This window comes from Frondihabitans sp. 4ASC-45 (assembly GCF_049472575.1).
In the GTDB taxonomy this organism is placed as follows: Bacteria; Actinomycetota; Actinomycetes; order Actinomycetales; family Microbacteriaceae; genus Frondihabitans.
The window spans coordinates 1-18,230 of sequence record NZ_JBCEBN010000007.1 but is presented as its reverse complement, the minus strand read 5'-3'; the positions used below and the strand labels follow the sequence as shown (position 1 = coordinate 18,230).

Below are 18,230 nucleotides of genomic sequence, written 5' to 3'. Positions count from 1 at the left end.
GGCGGGCCCGGGATCCCTCAGGGGGTTCCGGGCCCGTCGCCTGTCTCAGGCCGGTTGTGTATTCCAGGCCGGTCGTCTGCTTGAGGCCGGTCGACGTCGTCGCCGGTGGCCAGATCACCGCATTCCACCTCGAGGACGCCGTGACGCGCGAGGTAGGGCCGGGCGCCGCGATCACCGCTGAGCTCGGAAGCGAGGGCTGCCCAGTGGTCGCGGCCGACGAGCACCGGGTGGCCCGGGCGACCGCCGAAGACGGCCTGCCGGAGAACGGCGCGGGCGTTGGCCCCCTCGATGTCGGCCGAAACGCGAAGGCCGACACTCGCGGGCAGCCCGGGGAGGTCGACCAGCGTGATGAGCGAGGCGTCGGCGTCACTCGCCGCGGCGGCCTCGAGCCCCGCCCGCAGGCTGGCGGCCATCCCCGACGCCCAGTCACGAGCGACCACCACGTGCACGCCGGGTGGCACGAGGCCACGCGCCTCATCGGACGAGGATCCGAGGACCACCGTGATCGAGGAGGATCCTGCGCTGGCCAGCATCGCGCAGGCCTCCGCCAGCCATGGTGTGCCGTCGGGGTGGCGCATCAGCGCCTTCGCCCGCCCCATGCGCGTTCCGGCGCCCGCGGCGAGGATGATGCCGTGCAGGGTGGCCATGGCTCCAGTGTTGCAGGCGTCAGATTGGGCGGCTCGCGAGGAGTTCCGGCACACGGCTGTTGTCGACGAGCCAGTTCGCAAAGCCCGGGTCGATGAACCCGCAGAGCTCCCTACTGCTCTCGGTCATATCTTCTCCTCTGTCGCATCGTCGATGCATGTTCACGCTGGAGGCCTTTGCAGGTGAAGATCAGGTATCGTGGTCGTCAACACCCCGGATCCGTCCCTGTAGTCCTCCTTCGGAGGGCCGATCACACGGCCGGGGTTTCTTCTTATCGACTTGCTTCCAGTATTCCAGATATTGAGTAGAGAACCCATGATCGACGTCTCCGAAGCCGACCTCTCCGCAGCCCTGCACGTCTCCCGCTTCGTTCGTGAGGTCGCGGCCGCATCGCCCTACGCCGACTGGCCTGCTCTCCGCGACGCCGCGCACGCGTCCGCCACCCCGCTCAGTCCGGCCGAGATCGACGAGGCGATGGAGTCGCACCCGCGCATCGGCGACAAGCCGACCGGGGCCGACGCCGCCGCCGAATTCAGCCGACGCGAACAGCAGGCTGTCGACGTCGACGACCAGCACCTGCTCAAAGCCCTCGCCGAGGGCAACGCAACCTACGAGGCGCGCTTCGACCGCGTGTTCCTGATCCGCGCCGCCGGGCGCAGCCGCGCCGAGATCGTCGACGAGCTCGCCCGCCGACTCAAACTCGACGACGACACCGAGCTGTCGATCGTCGGGCAGGAGCTGCGCGACATCGCCGTCCTCCGCCTCGAATCGGTCTACGCCGACGACGCAGCCTCGACAGAACCTCGCGTATGAGCCACGTCACGACGCACGTGCTCGACTCGTCGGTGGGGCGCCCGGCGGTCGGTGTGGCAGTCGAACTGCAGGATCCTTCGGGCCTGGTTCTCGCGACCGGCACCACGAATGCCGATGGGCGCGTCGCTTCACTCGGCCCCGACCGGCTCGCGGCCGGCGCGTACCGGCTGGTGTTCGCGACCGGCGCCTACTTCGCGGCTTCGGGCACCCCGACGTTCTACCCGCGAGTCACACTCGACTTCGACCTCGCCGACGTCGAGGCGCACTATCACGTGCCCCTGCTGCTGAGCCCGTTCGCCTACTCGACGTATCGCGGCAGCTGAGCCGGATTTATGGGTGCGACGCGGGTCGCGGTGCCGGACCTCGGACAAGCCTCGGTCGTCCGGCACTGCGACCCGCGCCGCGCGGTACCTTCGGGCGCGACGCCGCACGCAGCCGCGAATTTGAGAGCGATCCGCACCGCAAGTCACACCCGTTACTGCCGATACGCGTCGGTAAGCAAAAACCACTCGCAAATTGGCCCCGAGTGGAGCGAAGCGGGCTAGAGCTGACAGCTAGTAGTCGGTCCGGCCCTCTTTGGCCAGCCAGTCGTCGAATGGAGCCGACGCGTCGTCCGGGCGCACCGAGTCGATCGGCAGATCCCACTCCGACCGGGGAGTGGCGAACAACTCGTAGAACGCGAGATCGTCGAACCCGCCGCGAGCGGCGTCGTACCTGTCGGCCGCGAACACGACGCGGTCGAGCCGGGCCCAGAGCGACGCCGACAGGCACAGCGGGCACGGCTCGCACGACGTATACAGCGTGGCACCCGCCAACGAGAAGTCACCCACGACCTGACAGGCGGCACGGATCGCGACGACCTCGGCGTGCGCGGTCGGATCGAAGTCGCGAGTCACCCGGTTCTGGCCGGTCGCGATCACCTCGCCCTCACGCACGATGACGGCGCCGAACGGACCGCCACCCTCGGCGACGTTCTGCTGGGCGAGCGCGATGGCCTGAGCGAGGTATCCCGGATCCTGAGGTGTGTTCACTGCGTTCACGCTAGACCAGCGGAGGCGCGCCAGGCGTCGTTCGCCGGCGGAGCGTCATCGCGCAGGAGGGTCGCCTCGATCAGCCCGTAGGCACGATCGGAGGCGAAGAAGACCTCGCCGCGGTTCTCGATGCCGAAACGACCGAGGTCGTAGTCGAAGTGGTGCTTGTTCGGTGCCTTCAGCCGCACCTCGGCGATGAAGGGGAAGGCCTCCATCACGGCCGTGCCCATGTGCCAGAGCGTCTGCTGCAGGGCCAGCGACTGCAGGGTCGCGAACTCCTTGACCATGAGCGCCTTGATCTCGGGGTAGACGGCGTTCCATTCGACGTCGACCGAGGTGAAGCGCCACTTCGCGTCGAGGGCGGTCGCCATCACGCGGTCGTGGGTCTCGGGCAGGGTGGTGAACTCGTCCGAGAGGAAGCCGGCGAACTCCGACCCCGTGCTCTTCAGCAGCACCAGGTCTTTGAGCCCGCCGATCACGTACTCGCCCGTGGCGTCGACCGTGATCGCGGCGGTCCGCACCTCCTGCCCTTTGCGCAGCCAGGTGTGGTCGTGCTCGGTGCCGTCGACGAGCGCTCGCTCCCAGGCGAACTCCTCGATCTCGATGCGAGCGCCCTCGACGGGGTCGGTCTCGTTCACGAAGTGGCGTGCGAGTTCGAGACCGTACTGCTCGATCGCCTCGACACCCTTCGTCTTCGCGAACGCGTACGCCGTGTTCTTCTGAGTGTCGGTGGGCAGCACGTTCGACTGGTCGCCCGAGAGGTACGCCTCGGCGAACGGACCCCGCAGAGCCGTCGTCACATTGAGGTCGTGGATCTCGTGCCGAGCAGTGTCGCGGACGATGCGCACGACGCGCGACTCCGCTTTTCCGTACTGGTTGTCTCCGAGGATGATCGCCATGATGTTGATTCTGTCAACATCGTGTGACGGGGATGTTTCACCGCCGTTCCGGGCAATGACGCGGATCGAGCCGGGGTCGCGCTGCTACAGCGCTCAGGATCCCCCGTGGCCGGTTCCGATCCGCTAGCGTCGACGCGTGGCATCGAAAGCACAGCGAGCAGCGCAGCGTCGCGAAGAAGAGCGCCTTCTCGAGGAGGAGCGCACGATGCGTCGTCGACTCCTCTTCATCGTGCTCGGTGCCGTCGCGACCGTCGCGGTCGTCGTGATCATCTTCGTCAGCACGATTCATGCGAGCGACAACGCTCCGGTGCCGACTGTGTCGCCGAGCCCGTCGTCGAGCGCGACTCCGTAGAGCGCAACTCCGTAGAGCGCAACTCCGTAGAGCTCTGGGCTGAGCGCAGTCCCGGCCTGCGGCCTGCGTCGCTTCCTCAGGATCCGGCGGATGCGACCGGCCCAGACGCATCACGCCACCGGCTGCCGCACCCGAGGCAACGTCTGCACCACGAGCCGGTACGACTCGGCGATCAGATCCGCCACGAGGTCGTCGGCCAGGGCGCCGTCGAGGTCGACCGTGATCCAGTGCCGCTTGTTCATGTGGTAGCCCGGCGTGATCTCGTCGTGGTCGCGCACCAGCACGAGGGCGTCCTCCGGATCGACCTTCAGCGTGATCGACCCGCGATCGCCCACGAGTGGCAACAGGGCGAACACCTTGCCGCGCACCTTGTAGACCGCCGTCTCGAAACCGAACGGGTGCGTCAGCTCCGCCGACGGCAGATTGGCGCAGAGGTCGTAAGCCGCCTGGTCGTCCATGCGTCGATCCTGCCGCACCGACGGTAAGTTGTGCAGGTGAAGATCAGCCAGCTGCGCCATTTCGTCGTCGCGGCCGAGGAGCTGCACTTTCCCCGAGCGGCTCAGCGGCTCGACATCTCGCGCCAGAAACTCAACTCGTCGCTCGCCGCCATCGAGGCCGAATACGGCAAGACGCTCTTCGACCGCACCGACCCCGAACCGCGACTGACGCGGGCCGGTCAGGCGGCGCTCGCCGACGCCTACGCGGAGCTCGCCAAGCCCTCGACCCCGCCTCCGCCCGAGCCGAAGCCGGCAGGCGGCAAAGCGAAGGCATCGAAGGGTGTCGGACGCGGCAAGGTGCTCAAGGGCGAACCCAAGCCTTTCAAGAAGCGTCAAGGGCGCTGACGCGGATCCTGAGTTCCCGACGAGACGAACGCTACGACGTCTGCTGCGTCAGACCGTGCTCGGTCTTCTCCCAGTAGTGCGGGCGGGTCAACAGCTGCCAGAGCCCCTTGTACGCGGCGAGCGAGTGCAGGATCCAGTACACCGGGTTCAAAAGTGACCACAGGATCAGGTTGAACGTTCCGCGTTTGAAGGGCCCCATCATCGACAGGTACACCATGATCCCGTTGCCGATGAGGAAGTTGAACAGGCAGATCCAGAGCACCCAGACCGGGAACACCGACGAGATGACCGTGCTCGGGATCGCCAGCGAGGCCGCGGTCAGCAGATAGAACGGGATCACTCCGAGGAAGGTCGCCGGGGTTCCTCCGATCAGGAGGGCGAAGGCGAGGAACCGGACGATGCCGACCTCGCGGATGAGAGCGACGGGTCGCCTCGCGTGCACGAGCGTGGTCTGCATGTAGCCCTTGATCCACCTCGATCGCTGGCGGATGAAGTTCGGAATGGAGGTGTTCGCCTCCTCCATCGTCGTGGAGTTGATCACGCCGACGCGGTAGCCGATGGCGGATGCACGGATGCCGAGGTCGGCGTCTTCGGTCACGTTGTAGGGATCCCAGCCGCCGAGTTCGATGAGCGCCTCGGTGCGGAAGTGGTTCGACGTGCCGCCGAGGGGGATCGGGAGGTTCGAGCGGTCGAGGCCCGCGAGCATGTAGTCGAACCAGTACGAGTACTCGAGCGTGAACATGCGGGTGAGGGCGTTCTCGGTGGCGTTGAAGTAGTTGAGCGCCGCCTGCACGCACACGGTGTCGTCGCCGCCACGGTCGAACGCGATCAGGGCCTTCTTGAGCTGATCGGGATCGGGGGTGTCTTCGGCGTCGTAGATCACGAGGTAGCTGCCCGAGGCGAGGAAGAGGCCCACGTTGCAGGCGCGGGGCTTCGTCTGCGGGTGCCCCTTCGGCACGGTGACGATGTGGAAGTGCGCTGGCGGCTCGGCCTTCTCGATGGCCTGGCGCGTCTCGAGGTCTTCCTCCTCGATCAGGATCAGTACCTCGAGCTTGTGCACCGGATAGTCGAGTCCGCCGAGGTTGTCGATCAGCTGCGCGACGATGTTCGCCTCGTGGAACACCGGCACCAAGACCGTGTAGACCGGCAGGTCGTCGTCCGAGAGCTCGGCGACCTCGGTGTCGGTGATGCGCTCCACGACGTCGAACCGCGCGCCCTGCAGAGACACGAAGAATTTGAACGCGGTGCCGGCGAGGAATACCAGGCTCACCGTCGCGAGCACGCCGATGGCCGTCTCGCGCGGCCACAGTAGGGCCAGCACGACCAGCGCGATGCCGATGACGAGGCCCGAGATCTTCTGGCTTCTCGAGAACACGATCCGGCCCGAGAGCTCGGGGTTGCGGAGGAACAATGCGTTCGCGGCGTCATCGGCGACCTTGTCGCCGAAGACCTTGAGGGCGATGCTCTTGAGCTCCCACGGCCCCACGCGCGTGAAGACGACCGGCTCGTCGAACTCCTCGCTGAGGGCGTCGGCGAGGGCGGCGTCGTTGAACCTCTCGGTGGAGGCGATCAGGAGGGTGCCGTCGGCAAGCCGGCGCAGGGGCAGCCAGTCTTCGGTGATGTAGCGCTGCCCGGATCCTCGTCGAACCAGGTCGAGGTCGATCGAGTGCGCCCAGGCCGGATCGAGCGACAGGGGGCGGCCGGCGCGGTGCCGACCGGCGCCCGGCTCGGAGACCAGAGGGGTCGAGGTCGTCGTGGCGTCCATGTCAGTTCCATCCGAGCGCGTGCGTGAGGGAGCCCATCCAGTCGAGCACGACCGGACGGTTGTAGGCGGCCGCCCAGGCGATGATGATCTGCGCCCCCGCGACGATGGTGATCAGGGTGGTTGCCCGCCTCGTGGTGGCGGCGGGCAGGATCGCAATGCCCATCATGGTCATGATCAGGAACGTGTTGCCGGCCGCGTTCAGCGGGATGAGGTCGAACACGTAGCCGAAGATCAGCGCGACGAAGAGGAACGTCGAGATGAGGATCGCGCCGGGCCGTCGGACGAGCAGCGCCAGGGCCCAGCCGGACAGCATCGGAGCGAGGATCAGAAAGCCGTTCAGGGTTGTGACGAGTTGCGGGAAGAGCGCCCAGCGAGTCGGGTCGTAGGTGAACTGGGTCGTCAGCACGGCGAAGGGCCGGTGAAGGAACACCAGCTGGAGGAAGAACACCGTCACGAAGGTCGACAGGGTGGGGAAGAGGATCACGAGGATGTTCGAGGCACGCGCTCCGCGCTGACCTCTCCGTGCGAGCGTCAGCAGGGGCGCGGTGACACCGGCGACGGCGATGTAGACGAGACCGCTGGTGCTGCTCAGGGCGCTCACCATGAAGAGGAGCCCGGCCCGGAAGCCCGCCTGGGTGTTGCGGTTCACGATGAAGCGGAACATGTTGATCGCGCCCACCCCGAAGAACGCGATACCGAGGAAAGCCTCGAAGTTCGTTGTGACCGTGTAGGCGAAGAGGGGATTGACCGCGAGGGCGATGAAGAACGCGGTCGCCTTGATCCGCGGGAACCGGCGCTGGTGCATCACCTCGATCATCTGCTGCAGGAACGGCCCTGCCACGACGGCGCCGGCGATACCGAGACCGAGCGTTCCGCCGGGGATGAGCGAGGCCAATACCGTGCCGATCGGCGGGTAGAGGCTGCCGACCCACGACACGTCGGCGCGGGTCCAGTCGATCTGCTCGACCCGGGCCAGGAGATCCTGGTTGACGGTCGTGCCCGACGTGAGTCCGCTGGAGAAATGCTCGATCAGCGCGATGATGACGAAGGGCGCGGCCAGCGCGAGTCGCAGCAGCCAGCGGTTCGAGGCTTTGCGGGGGAAGGCGTCGAGGCGGACGCGGGGCTGGCGGGGCGCGACGCGCGGCAGGACGGTCGACTCTGTGTGTATGGGGGCCGCGCCGGTCGGCAGGACGGTCATCGCGTCGCCTCGACCGGTATGGCTGCGCTCAGGTCGTCGAACACCCGCGTCAGCCGGCCGACGTCATCGCGATCGACCACGGTGCTGAACAGCACGCGGTAGCGCTCCCAGATGTCGGCGACGACTTCTCCGCCGTCCGACGTCAGCGAGACGAGCAGGCTGCGCCGATCAGTGGGGTTCGGTCGTCGCGCGAGGTAGCCGGCCTTCTCGAGGCGGTCGGCGAGGAACGTGATCGTGCTGGGGATCTGACAGAGGAGCTGCCCGAGCCGGGTCAGAGTCATCTCGCCGTGAACGCGCAGAGTCAGCAGGGCTCGAAGCTCGACGGCGCCGACCCCGTGCTCGAGGATCAGCTGCGAGGTCATGCGCTCGTTCTGACCCTGAAACCGCTGGAACGCGCCCAACAGGTGGTGCACGCTCGTCTCGTCGGGAGCCTCGGCTGCGCTCTGGGTGGTGATCACATCTACTCCCGGTGTTTCTCCGGTCTGAAGTTCAGAGGCCGGATAGTCCAAGGGTAAAAATTCTCACCGTCCGTGCCAAGCCCCCAAGGAAGGGGTGTAGACGGGTCAGACTGGAGCGATGCGCACCCCCACCGCCCTCCTCGGCCTGGCCGCCCTCGCCGCAAGCGCCGTCGTCACGAGTGAGCTGATCACGCCCCGCCCGGCGGTGGCCGCGATCCGGTGGCTGTTCGACCGCGGCACCCGATCGTGCGTGCGTGAGATGGAGCAGTACTCGACTGCGGGCCCGGTGACAGAGCGGCCTGGTATTCGTTACGGCAGGATCCGAGACGACCTCCGGTACGACCTCTACCGCCCTCTCGGCGAGGTGCGCCCCCGCCCGACCATCGTGTGGATCCACGGCGGCGCCTGGGTCTCGGGCTCGCGGGCCGACGTCCGCCCCTACGTCCGCGACCTGGCCTTCGAGGGCTACACGACGGTGGCGGTCGACTACACGGTCGGCCCCGACGCTCACTACCCCACGCCGCTCCGCCAGATCGACGACGCCCTCCGGCACCTCCTTTCGAACGCCGCCGAACTCGGCGTCGATCCCGACCGGATCGTGCTCGCTGGCGACTCGGCCGGTGCGCAGCTCGCCAGCCAGCTCGCCGCCGCCGCGACGAACCCCGCCTACGCCGCACGGATCGGCTTCGAACCGAGCCTCCGCCCCGAGCAACTCGCAGCGACGATCCTGCACTGCGGCATCTACGACTTCGAGGCCGTGGCCGAACTTCGGGGCATCATGGCGTGGGGGTTCCACAAGGCACTGTGGGCCTACACGGGCACCCGACGATGGACGCGCTCGCCGAAGGCGGCGGGCCTCTCGACGCTCCCCGCTCTCACCTCCGCCTTTCCGCCCTCGTTCGTGTCGGGCGGCGACGCGGATCCCCTCACCAGGATCCAGTCGATCCCGTTCGCCGATCGCCTCACCGAGCTGGGAGTGCCGGTCGCTCGGCTCCTTTGGCAGGACGGGCGCCGACTCGGTCTGCCGCACGAGTACCAGTTCCACGCGCACCTGCCTGAGGCCCGCGAAGCCTACGAGGCGACCGTGAAGTTTCTGAGCACGACCCTCAACCTCTAGTTGAACCGGATATCGCGAGAAGACCGCGACCCTAGGAATGGAGGTTGATCCGGCCCCAAAATCCCCCCTAGGGTGGATGCCGATGACAACGACAGACCTCGCCTCCGTTGAGCCGCTAACCCGCCGCTCCGGTCGTCGAGCGGCTCCTGTCGTCTCCCAGAGCAACGACCTTCCCCGAGTTGCCGGTGCGTCCGAGGTCGGCGGCGCATCCGCCCCGGTGCTCGACACGGTCATCAGCCCGCGCCGCGCCGCGCGAGCGGCCCGCGAGGCCGCCGCTGCGGCCGAGCTCGTCTCCGGTGCTGCCGCGTCGGGTGCCCCCGCGGCTGTGCCCACCTCGCCCGTCGTTGCGCCCACGGCCACCCGAGTTGTAACCGAGGCACCCGTCGTCGAGTCGCCGGCCGTGTCGGATCCTGCGCTTTCTACCCCGACCTCGTCGACCACCGGCTCGTTCGGCGGGCTCGCGGCGAGCATCCCCGGGCACGTGCACGGGCGTCGGCAGACGTTCGTCTCGGCTCCTGCCGCTCCCCGCCGCCGCACCGCCTCGCAGACCGCTGCGGTGCGCCCGGCCGAAGTCGCTCGCACCCGTCGCGGCAGTATCGCCACGACCGCTCGACGCGTCGGTCTGCTCACGATCGTCTGCGGCATCGTCGCGACCAGCATCATCCCGGCGCTCGACGCCACGCAGAGCCAGGCATTCGCCGCAGGCACGGGTACGGGCGCCGCTTCGGTCGCCTCGGGTAGTCAGCAGTACGCGGTCTCAAGCAGCGTGACCACCACTGTCGGAGCCCGCGACGGCTACGGCGCCACCTCGGTCGTCGACTACGAGAAGACCGCGATCTCGGCCCGCGAAGCCCTGGGGGTCACCGACTACACCGGGCCCTCCGCCGCCGACTACCTGGCCAAGCCGCTCTACGATCACCTCGATCGCGCCGAGGTCTTCCAGGTCGCCCTGCAGTACCTCGGCACTCCCTACGTTCACGGCGGCGGCGATCCTTCGGCCTTCGACTGCTCAGGCCTCATCATGTTCGTCTACGCGCAGTTCGGCATCGACCTGCCGCACTACGTGCCCACGCAAGACGCCATGGGCACGACGATCTCGCAGAGCGAGGCCGTTCCCGGCGATCTGGTCGTCTTCGACAACGAAGAGCACGACGGCATCTACGCGGGCAACGGCATGATCCTCGACGCGCCGAAGCCCGGCGGCTTCGTGACCGTCCGTCCCATCTGGGATCAAGCGCACCACTTCGTCCGCATCGCTGGCTAGGTCCGTTCAGAACTCTGGCACAATCGGCCGATTCTGGCGCCTGAGCGGGTAGAAACGTTGCTTTTGCCATAGTCATGAACGGGTGCGGCGGCCCGCTATTTATGCACCCGCCACGAGAGTGCAGAAAACGGCCCCCGAGCAAGACTCGGAGGCCGTTTTGTGCACTTTCGCCGGGCGGGTTATGCCTTCGGCTCGGCGTCGGGCTCGACGTCGGCCGCATGCGAGCCGTGCGTCGTCGCGGGCGCCGCGGCGTGGGCCCCGTGCCCGGCGTGGATGGGCTCGGCCGGGTGCTCGGGATCGGCCGCGTGGGCGCCGTGCGCGTCAGCACGGCCAGCCGCGCCAGCACTGCCTGCGTTGCCAGCCGCGTCAGCTCCCGGCTTGTCGACTGCACTGGCACTGGCACTGGCACTGGCACTGGCACTGGCACTGGCGCCTGCACCTGCACCAGGACCGGCCCCAGGCTTCCCGCCGGCCGGCGCTCCGCCGAATCCGACGCGCTTCGGCAGCGCGAACACCAGCACGAAGGCGGCCACGGCGAAGATCGCGCTGACCATCATCGCGTGCGCCGACGCAGTGGTGAACCCGGCCGCGAACTCGGCACCGGCGTTGGGCCCCGGCTTCGGGGTGACGATGCCACCGAACAACACCGAGCCGATGATGGCGATGCCGACGGCGGAGCCGATGCGTTGGATGGCTGCGATCACGGCCGAGCCGGATCCTGCGTCTTTGCGGTCCACCGTCGCGACGATGAACTGGGCGTTCGGCGCGATGAAGAGCCCGTTGCCGATACCGGCGATGGCGAGCGGCGCGAGGAGCATCCAGTGCGAGAGGTCGGTGCCGGTGACGTTCAGCAGCAGTAGCCAGATCCAGATGAGGCCGATCGCGACGAGGGCCGTTCCTACGATGAGGACGGTGCGACCGAGGCGCTGCGACAGGCGGTTGCTCTGCGAGGATCCGAGGATCGACCCGACCGCGAAGGGGATCGTGACGGCGCCGGACTCGAGCGCCGAGTGCTGCAGGCCGGTCTGCCAGAGCAGCGAGATCGTGAAGAAGATGCTTGTGAAGGCCGCGAAGTAGACCAGCGCGAGGATCAGCCCGCCGGTGAACTGAGGGTGCTTGAACAGCGACGGCGGCACGAGAGGCGAGCCGTCGCGGCGGGCGACCCGGACCTCCCAGAGGCCGAACACGGCAAGGAGTACGACGCCGCCGGCGAGGGTGAGGTAGGTCCAGAGCGGCCATCCGGCGTCCTGGCCCTGGATGAGCGGCACGAGGAGGGCGACGAGGGCGGCCGAGACGAGGATCACGCCGAACCAGTCGAGACCGGCCGGAGGGCGCGGGGCGCTCTTGTCGCGTTTCGGCAGCCAGATTGCCGCGAAGATCAGGGTCGCTGCGCCGATGGGCAGGTTGACGTAGAAGACGGTCCGCCAGCCATCGGTGTCGCCGAACGCCTGGATTAGTAGACCTCCGACGATGGGGCCGAGCGCCGACGAGACGCCGATGACACTGCCCATGATCGCGAAGGCTTTGCCGCGGGACTGCGGCGGAAAGAGGATCTGGATGAACGCGGTCACGGCCGGAACGTAGATGCCGCCGGCGAGCCCCTGGATCACGCGGAAGACGACGAGCTGCTCGTCGGTCTGCGCGATTCCACAGGCGAATGACGCGACGGTGAACAGGGCGATGCCGGTGAAGAACACCCACTTGTGGCCGATGCGGTCGCCGATACGGCCGGCCGGGATCAGCGCCAGACCGAACGCGAGCGCGTAGCCCGAGATGATCCACGAGATCGTCGACTCCGAGGCGTCGAGCGAGGTGCGAATGGTGGGGAGCGCGACGTTGACGATGGTCGTGTCGAGCAGGGCGATGAACATGCCCATGAGGAGGACGACGAGGGATCGCCACGCCGTCTTCGAAATGGGCGGTGCGCTGGGCTTGGAGGCCGCTGCGGTCGCGGTGGTCATGATCGGGCCTTTCGTGCCGCAGTCCGGTAGGGGCCTGAGCGGCCGGTACTGGTGCGGGGGTTGCGGGGTGTGGGGAGGGGTTAAGAGGTGGCGCGGTCGGGCTCGACCCGCGCGCGTTCGTCGTCGACGATTGCTGGAAGATGCTTCTGCAGTTTGTGGAGCCAGTCGATCTCCGAGCGGAGCCGGTGCTCACCGTGGGCGATCACGAACTCCTCGCCGACCGTGAGCCACTGCCGGGCCCGCTCGTTGTTCGCGACGGTCTCGTCGAGCAGGCGCTCGTACGCGTCGACGCGCTCCTGGATGGTACGCGGCAGTTCGTCGAGGCGCTCACGGTCGAGCCGGGCGAGTGCCAGGTCGAACGGGTCGGGCTTTGGAGAGACCTCGAGAAGGGTCGACCGGTGCAACGTGGCGAGGACGTCACGGCCCCGGTCGGTGATGGCGTAGACCTGGCGCTCAGGGAAGTTGCCTTCGCGCTCGGTCCGCACCTCGGTCAGCAGCTCGTCGGCCGCCAGCCGCTTGAGGGCGCCGTAGAGTGCCCCGACGCTGATGTCGGTCCACAGGGCGATGCGCTCCTGCTCGGCCTGCAGGCGCAGTTGGTGCCCGTGCATCTCGCCGTAGCGCGCGAACGCGTCGAGGATGAACAGGCGGATGGAAGACACGCGACTACTCTCGCGTGACTAGTCATTCTTGTCAAGCCGCGCAAAACCTCAGAATCGACGGTCGCGGCGGCCTGAAAGCCGTCGAATTCGAGGTCTCACACCTCATCGACATGCTGGGCGGCGACCGTGTCGAGCGCCGCACGGTTGCCGCGGATCACACCCCACGCCGCGAACACCAGGAAGAGCACGATCACCGCGACGACGAAGAGCTCGGGCGTCGCGGGCCGCAGCAACAGCACGACGCCGCCCGCGGCCATGATGACGCCGCCGATCGTGACCGGCAGCAGCGCGGCGTGGTGCCCGGCCTGCCAGGCGCTCTCGGACGACATGAAGTAGCGGTAGCGGATGCCGGCGATGCTGTTGATCGGGAGGAGCCCGCCGGTGGCGGCAACGGTCACGCCGACGATCAGGAGGGCGGCGACGAAGAGGACGATAGCGGCGACGATCACCCGCCAAGCCTAGAGCCGGTACGAGATGACGGCGGGCGGGTACTGTCCACCGCATGCCCGAGCACGACGCGCCTCCGGAGGCCCCCACCCGCTGGCTCTTCACAGGCCAACTCGGCTCGCTATTCGACGACGGCGGCCGGATCCTTCTGATCGAAGCGAAGTCGCTGATCTCGGGCCGTCCGATCCACCGGGCCAAGGCGCACCTGCTGCTCTCCGCGATGCGGCACCGCGCCCGCGAGCTCGGCGATCGCTGCGAGTACCACCGCGTCGACAGCTACGACGAGGCGTTGGCCGCGCGCGTCGAGGCGGGCTTCGACAACGCCGACCTCGAGGTGATCGACCCGACCTCGTACGCGGCGAGGCGCTTCGTGCGGAACGTGGGGTGCAGGATCCTGGTCTCCCGCGGCTTCGTCACCGACGAGAGCGTCTTCCGGGAGTGGGCGGATGCACGTAAGCCGGGCTCCAGGATCCTGCTGGAAGATTTCTATCGAACCGTGCGGGAGCGCACCGGGCTGCTGATGGAGGGCGACCAGCCCGTCGGCGGGCAGTGGAACTACGACCACGACAACCGGGCCGCTCCGCCGAAGAACGCCGTCACGCTGGGTCTGCCCGATCCGTGGTGGCCGACCGAAGACGACATCGACGACGAGGTGCGAAGAGACCTCGACCGCTGGCAGGCCGAGGGGAGCGTGACGCTGGTCGGGGCCGACGGGCCGCGCCGGTTCGCGGTCACCGAGGCGGAGGCGACCCTCGCGCTCGATGACTTCGTCGAGTCGAGGCTCGGCGACTTCGGGCCGTTCGAAGACGCCACGCTGACCGGCGACTGGACGATGGCGCACTCGCTGCTGAGCGCGCCGCTCAACCTGGGGTTGCTCGATCCGCGAGCCGTCGTCGAGCGGGTCGCAGCCGAGCACGCGAACGGCAATGCCCCGCTCGCGAGCGTCGAGGGGTTCGTGCGGCAGGTCGCGGGCTGGCGCGACTACGTGTGGCACCTCTACTGGTATCTCGGCGAGGGCTACACCGCCGGCAACAACGCGCTGGAGGCGCACGAGCCGCTGCCGGAGGCGTTCACCACGCTCACCCCGGACGCGATCGAGGCGAACTGCCTGCATGACGCCATCGACGGGGTTCGCGAGCACGGCTGGGCCCATCACATCCAGCGGCTGATGGTGCTCGGCAACTGGGCCCTGCAGCGCGGCTACGACCCGAAGGCGCTCAACGACTGGTTCGTCGACATGTTCGTCGACGGCACGCCCTGGGTGATGCCGGCCAACGTCGTGGGCATGTCGCAGCACGCCGACGGCGGCATCGTCGCGACGAAGCCGTATGCCTCGGGTGGCGCGTACATCAACCGGATGACGGACTACTGCGGCGGCTGCCGATTCTCGCCGAAGAAGCGGCTGGGCGAGGATGCGTGCCCATTCACGGCCGGGTATTGGGCGTTCCTCGACCGGAACCAGGCGCGGTTGGCGACGAACCACCGCATGGCTCAGCCGTTGGCCGGGCTGCGGGGTCTCGCCGACCGCGAGGCCGTCGTGGCGCAGGAGCGGGAGCGGCCGCCGCTCTAGGTCGGAGTGCGGCCCCGGCCCCGCCTACTTCTTCGCCGCCACGGTGAAAGACCCCGCCGCCCGGTGCGCCGACCCGTATCCGGTCGCCGTCAGCAGGTGCTTGCCCGCCTTGAGGCTGGCCGTCTTCGTCACCGGAAAGCGGATCGTGCCCTTCGAGCTGGCCGTGATCGTCTGCAGGACGACGCGTCCGTCGAGCGTCGCCTTCACTCGCTCACCCACCCGGAACCCGGCTGCGCTGAGTGCCATCGCTTTGCCGGGCGTGACCGTCGCCGGGCTCGCGCTGATCGTCGTCGCCGGGGCCTGGGCCTCCGCGCAGGGGTCGCCGGCTTTGCCGACGGCCGGGGCCGACGCGACCGGGCGACCCTTGTCGGTGATCACCCCGTCGTCTTCGCGGACGGTCAGCTGGCCGATCGAGTCGCCGATGATCACGCCACCCTGCGTGTTGCTGAGGGTCATGCCGTAGCCGGTGAGGGGCTGATTGGACGCCTTCTTGTCGCCCAGCAGGGGGATGCTGACGGCCTTGCAGGTCTGCCCGGGCTGGAACGTGACCTTCTGCATCACCGCGCCGACCCGGTCGTCGTAGGCGTAGTCGAGGTCGAAGTAGACGGCCCCGGCCGAGACAGCCGGCTTCGACAGGACGATCGCGGCTTTGGCGCTGGCGCGCCCGTTGCCTTCGTCGATGGTGCGGTTCGCCAGGCTGGCTGCGACTCGCGTGGCACCGCCCGGAGTGCCGAGGGTCGGGGTGGGCAACAGCGACAGGTCGCTGAGAAGGATCCCGCCGTTCTTGGCGGGCACGTCGATGGTGACCTCGGTCACGGCGGTGAGATCGACGGCGCCGGCGCCAGCACCCGTACCGGCACCCGTACCGGCACCCGTACCAGCGGTCGCGAAGGCCGAGAGGGGGATCCGCGCCTGCTGCAGCAGGGTCTTGCGCGGTGCGCCGGAGCTCCCCGGCAGCACCTGTCCGGCGTCGCTGAAGTCGGAGAGGCGCCTGCTCGACACCTTTCCGGCGGCGTCGTGCAGGCTGATCGACACGTCGGCGGCCGCGGTCGCCTTGTCGTCGGGAGTGAGTCGCAGCGAGAGTGTCGAGAAGCCCGAGAAGTCGCGAGCGGCCGCGGCGACGGGCACGTGCACCTCACCGCCGGTCTTCTTCGCCTTCGGGACGACGTGCAGCGACGGGGTCGACGGCACCGACGGTGCTAGGTAGGCCTCGGTGAAGTCGGGCACCGTCGTCACGTTGCCGTCGACGCAGGCGGGCAGGGCCGGCGCTGCGCCGTACCCCACCGCACTCGCGCAGGTCACGGCGGTGATGTCACCAGAAGCCGTCACCGAAGGATCCTTCGTGGTGAACAGGGCGAGATCGCGCCGGGTGGCACCCGGGAGCGAGGCCGACACTCGCAGGTCGGCGTCGCCGATGCTCGCCGGCTGGTGGTTGCTTCCGTCGAACATCGGCAGGAACTGCTGGTCGCCGCCGAGCGTGAGGCGGAAGAATCCGCTGATCAGGGTGGTGCCGACCGCCGACTGGCGATCCGCCGACAGGCGCGTGGTCGTCGCCGACTTCGCCCCGCAGACCGCGTCTTCGTCGTCGTACCAGTCGTCGGACGACGCCAGCTTGTACTTGCTGGGCGTCCAGATCGAGTTGAAGAAGTTGTGGTCGGCGCCCATGACCAGCACCGAGGAGCGCAGCACGTCGTCGCCGAAGGCCGTCCGGGAGTCGTCGTAGAAGTGCTGGCCCTGGAGATCGGAGACGTCGCCGTCGCAGTAGGGGAGCACGACGGCCATGTTCGTTGCGGGAAGGGTCATCCGCCCGAAGTCGGTCGGGGCGAGGGGGAGGACGGCCTTGATTCCGAACGGGGTGGCGCGCTGCTGGTTGAGCAGTGCAGCGCGGACAACGCCGTCGCCCCCGCGCGAGTGCCCCATGAGGCCGACGTCGTTCAGGTCGAGCTTTCCGGCGAGCAGGGGCGACAGGCCGGGGGCCGTGCCGGCGTCGGCGCGCTTGAGGAGGTCGAGGTGGTCGAGCACGAGCTGGCCACGGGCGACCGCTCCGCCGTCGTCGGCGAGTGAGCCGTCGAGGGCGTTGATGGCATTCGCCGAGATCGAGACGACCACGTAGCCGTTGCTCGCCAGCGCGTTGGCCGCCGAGTTGTAGCCGAGGTAGCTCGGAATGTCGGTCTGGTGGCGCGTGCACGGCCACGCCTGCTCGCTGGGGAGACCCCCGACGCAGGCTTCGTGGCGACCGTGCAGGAAGACGACGACCGGGCGCTTGCCGGGGGCATCCGTCGGCACGAAGACCGCCGCGCGCATCTCGCCCTTGCGACCGCCGAATCCGCGGAGGGTGACGGCCTCGTCGCCGAGGTCGTAGTCGGCGCGCGCGACGGTGTACTGCCCGGTGGCCGCCGGGTCGGTCGAGAGCGGTGTCGGCTTGTTGTCGGGGGTGACGAGGGGAGTTGCGTCGGCAGCCGCGGCACCGGCGGAAGACGCGTCGGAGTCGCTCGACCAGCCGAGCTCGACCGACTGCGCGCTCGCGGCGGCGGGATCGGTGGTGGTCACGGTCAGCTGACGCCGGTCGAGGCTCTCGGCGGCGATGCCGACCGTCTGACCGTCGACCTTCAGCACGGGGGCGGCACCGCGCAGGGGCACCGGCGAGTCGACGTCGAGCTTGACCTCGTAGCCGCCCGCCGTCTTGGTGACCGTCCAGTCGGAGCCTTCGGCCACGGGCGCACCCGCGGCGGCATGCGCCGGAGTGGCGAACGCGGTGCCCGCCAGGGCCAGCACGCAGGCGACGGCGGCGGCGCCGAGCAGTCGGCCCCGCATCGGTGTGCGGATTGTCGTCGTTCGACCCATGATCGTCCCCTCGTGCAAGCAGGGGGAGCGCCAGCGCGTCCCCCGCCGGTCACACTAGGGCACCGAGCGGCAGCGGCGCGAGCACTTTTCGGTGCGGTCGAACGCCGACCGGAGCACGGAGCGCAGGATCCTGCGGTTCGCCGCTCCGGCTTCGGTCGAGGGCGCTCAGCTCCCGGCCGCGTTGCGGACGAGACGCTCGGCGTACGAGGCGAACCACACGCCGGCGTCGGGCCCGCCGTTGCAGTTGCCGTCGCTGATGCCGGGGGTCTTGACCCAGAGCAGTGCGTCGAGCCCGGTGGTGCCGTCGGTGGCGTGCGGCTGTTGGCCGAGCCCTGCGCCGTCGGGGTTGCACCAGGTGCCCTTCC

Annotated in this window: 19 protein-coding genes; 7 read left to right on the top strand and 12 right to left on the bottom strand. The window is 68.6% G+C overall.

The genetic code is table 11. The features are described 5' to 3' along the window. Window positions 1-17 precede the first annotated feature (17 nt). Window positions 18-647, bottom strand: a complete 630-nt coding sequence (locus VH571_RS11580) for a nucleotidyltransferase family protein (protein ID WP_423264699.1) — start codon at window positions 645-647, stop codon at window positions 18-20. 313 nt (window positions 648-960) lie between these two features. Here VH571_RS11580 and uraD point away from each other — a divergent pair, with 313 nt between their 5' ends. Then, window positions 961-1,458, top strand: coding sequence for a 2-oxo-4-hydroxy-4-carboxy-5-ureidoimidazoline decarboxylase (gene uraD / locus VH571_RS11575; RefSeq protein WP_423264697.1), 498 nt, complete (start codon window positions 961-963; stop codon window positions 1,456-1,458). Next, window positions 1,455-1,781, top strand: a complete 327-nt coding sequence (gene uraH / locus VH571_RS11570) for a hydroxyisourate hydrolase (protein WP_055961555.1) — start codon at window positions 1,455-1,457, stop codon at window positions 1,779-1,781. Before uraD ends, uraH begins: the two co-directional genes overlap by 4 nt. Window positions 1,782-2,012: 231 nt before the next feature. Here the strand turns inward: uraH and VH571_RS11565 are convergent, their stop codons facing one another. Continuing rightward, entirely contained in the window at window positions 2,013-2,489 is a 477-nt protein-coding gene (locus VH571_RS11565) for a nucleoside deaminase (RefSeq protein ID WP_423264696.1), read from the bottom strand. A gap of 5 nt (window positions 2,490-2,494) precedes the next feature. Continuing rightward, window positions 2,495-3,388: a factor-independent urate hydroxylase gene (gene pucL, locus VH571_RS11560; RefSeq protein WP_423264694.1), complete on the bottom strand. Its 894-nt coding sequence runs from the start codon at window positions 3,386-3,388 to the stop codon at window positions 2,495-2,497. Between the two features lie 136 nt (window positions 3,389-3,524). On the opposite strand from pucL, the gene VH571_RS11555 reads away from it, so the two are divergent. Then, window positions 3,525-3,740: a hypothetical protein gene (locus VH571_RS11555; protein ID WP_055961549.1), complete on the top strand. Its 216-nt coding sequence runs from the start codon at window positions 3,525-3,527 to the stop codon at window positions 3,738-3,740. Between the two features lie 110 nt (window positions 3,741-3,850). On the opposite strand, the gene VH571_RS11550 is transcribed toward VH571_RS11555, so the two are convergent. Continuing rightward, window positions 3,851-4,198 carry an MmcQ/YjbR family DNA-binding protein gene (locus VH571_RS11550; RefSeq protein ID WP_423264693.1) on the bottom strand — a complete coding sequence of 116 codons (348 nt, stop codon included), beginning with the start codon at window positions 4,196-4,198 and terminating at the stop codon, window positions 3,851-3,853. Window positions 4,199-4,234: 36 nt separating this feature from the next. Here VH571_RS11550 and VH571_RS11545 point away from each other — a divergent pair, with 36 nt between their 5' ends. Continuing rightward, on the top strand, window positions 4,235-4,582 hold the full coding sequence (locus tag VH571_RS11545) for a LysR family transcriptional regulator (protein ID WP_055962423.1): 348 nt from the start codon (window positions 4,235-4,237) through the stop codon (window positions 4,580-4,582). A gap of 31 nt (window positions 4,583-4,613) precedes the next feature. On the opposite strand, the gene VH571_RS11540 is transcribed toward VH571_RS11545, so the two are convergent. The 3 genes from VH571_RS11540 to VH571_RS11530 are packed head-to-tail and all read right to left on the bottom strand — an operon-like array spanning window position 4,614 to window position 8,003. After that, complete coding sequence (locus tag VH571_RS11540) at window positions 4,614-6,347, bottom strand: glycosyltransferase family 2 protein (RefSeq protein WP_423264692.1); 1,734 nt, start codon at window positions 6,345-6,347, stop codon at window positions 4,614-4,616. A 1-nt stretch (window position 6,348) separates the two neighbouring features. Continuing rightward, window positions 6,349-7,545 (bottom strand): hypothetical protein, encoded by a 1,197-nt coding sequence (locus VH571_RS11535; protein ID WP_423264691.1) that lies wholly within the window; start codon window positions 7,543-7,545, stop codon window positions 6,349-6,351. After that, window positions 7,542-8,003, bottom strand: a complete 462-nt coding sequence (locus tag VH571_RS11530) for a MarR family winged helix-turn-helix transcriptional regulator (RefSeq protein ID WP_423264690.1) — start codon at window positions 8,001-8,003, stop codon at window positions 7,542-7,544. Before VH571_RS11530 ends, VH571_RS11535 begins: the two co-directional genes overlap by 4 nt. Before the next feature lie 118 nt (window positions 8,004-8,121). Here VH571_RS11530 and VH571_RS11525 point away from each other — a divergent pair, with 118 nt between their 5' ends. Together VH571_RS11525 and VH571_RS11520 are read left to right on the top strand one after the other, a co-directional pair. Beyond that, window positions 8,122-9,120, top strand: coding sequence for an alpha/beta hydrolase (locus tag VH571_RS11525; RefSeq protein ID WP_423264689.1), 999 nt, complete (start codon window positions 8,122-8,124; stop codon window positions 9,118-9,120). A gap of 82 nt (window positions 9,121-9,202) precedes the next feature. Further along, window positions 9,203-10,384: a C40 family peptidase gene (locus VH571_RS11520; RefSeq protein ID WP_423264688.1), complete on the top strand. Its 1,182-nt coding sequence runs from the start codon at window positions 9,203-9,205 to the stop codon at window positions 10,382-10,384. A 179-nt stretch (window positions 10,385-10,563) separates the two neighbouring features. Here the strand turns inward: VH571_RS11520 and VH571_RS11515 are convergent, their stop codons facing one another. From VH571_RS11515 to VH571_RS11505, 3 genes are all read right to left on the bottom strand, one after another. Continuing rightward, window positions 10,564-12,345 (bottom strand): MFS transporter, encoded by a 1,782-nt coding sequence (locus VH571_RS11515; protein WP_423264687.1) that lies wholly within the window; start codon window positions 12,343-12,345, stop codon window positions 10,564-10,566. Between the two features lie 80 nt (window positions 12,346-12,425). Further along, complete coding sequence (locus tag VH571_RS11510; RefSeq protein ID WP_055961535.1) at window positions 12,426-13,004, bottom strand: PadR family transcriptional regulator; 579 nt, start codon at window positions 13,002-13,004, stop codon at window positions 12,426-12,428. 95 nt (window positions 13,005-13,099) lie between these two features. Then, window positions 13,100-13,453, bottom strand: a complete 354-nt coding sequence (locus tag VH571_RS11505; protein ID WP_423264685.1) for an SdpI family protein — start codon at window positions 13,451-13,453, stop codon at window positions 13,100-13,102. Window positions 13,454-13,506: 53 nt separating this feature from the next. Here VH571_RS11505 and VH571_RS11500 point away from each other — a divergent pair, with 53 nt between their 5' ends. After that, window positions 13,507-15,021 (top strand): cryptochrome/photolyase family protein, encoded by a 1,515-nt coding sequence (locus tag VH571_RS11500; RefSeq protein WP_423264684.1) that lies wholly within the window; start codon window positions 13,507-13,509, stop codon window positions 15,019-15,021. A 24-nt stretch (window positions 15,022-15,045) separates the two neighbouring features. On the opposite strand, the gene VH571_RS11495 is transcribed toward VH571_RS11500, so the two are convergent. Both VH571_RS11495 and VH571_RS11490 read right to left on the bottom strand, forming a co-directional pair. Continuing rightward, window positions 15,046-17,865, bottom strand: coding sequence for a hypothetical protein (locus VH571_RS11495; protein WP_423264683.1), 2,820 nt, complete (start codon window positions 17,863-17,865; stop codon window positions 15,046-15,048). 165 nt (window positions 17,866-18,030) lie between these two features. Further along, window positions 18,031-18,230: glycoside hydrolase family 6 protein (locus VH571_RS11490; protein ID WP_423264681.1), on the bottom strand; the 200-nt coding region annotated here is incomplete at its 5' end.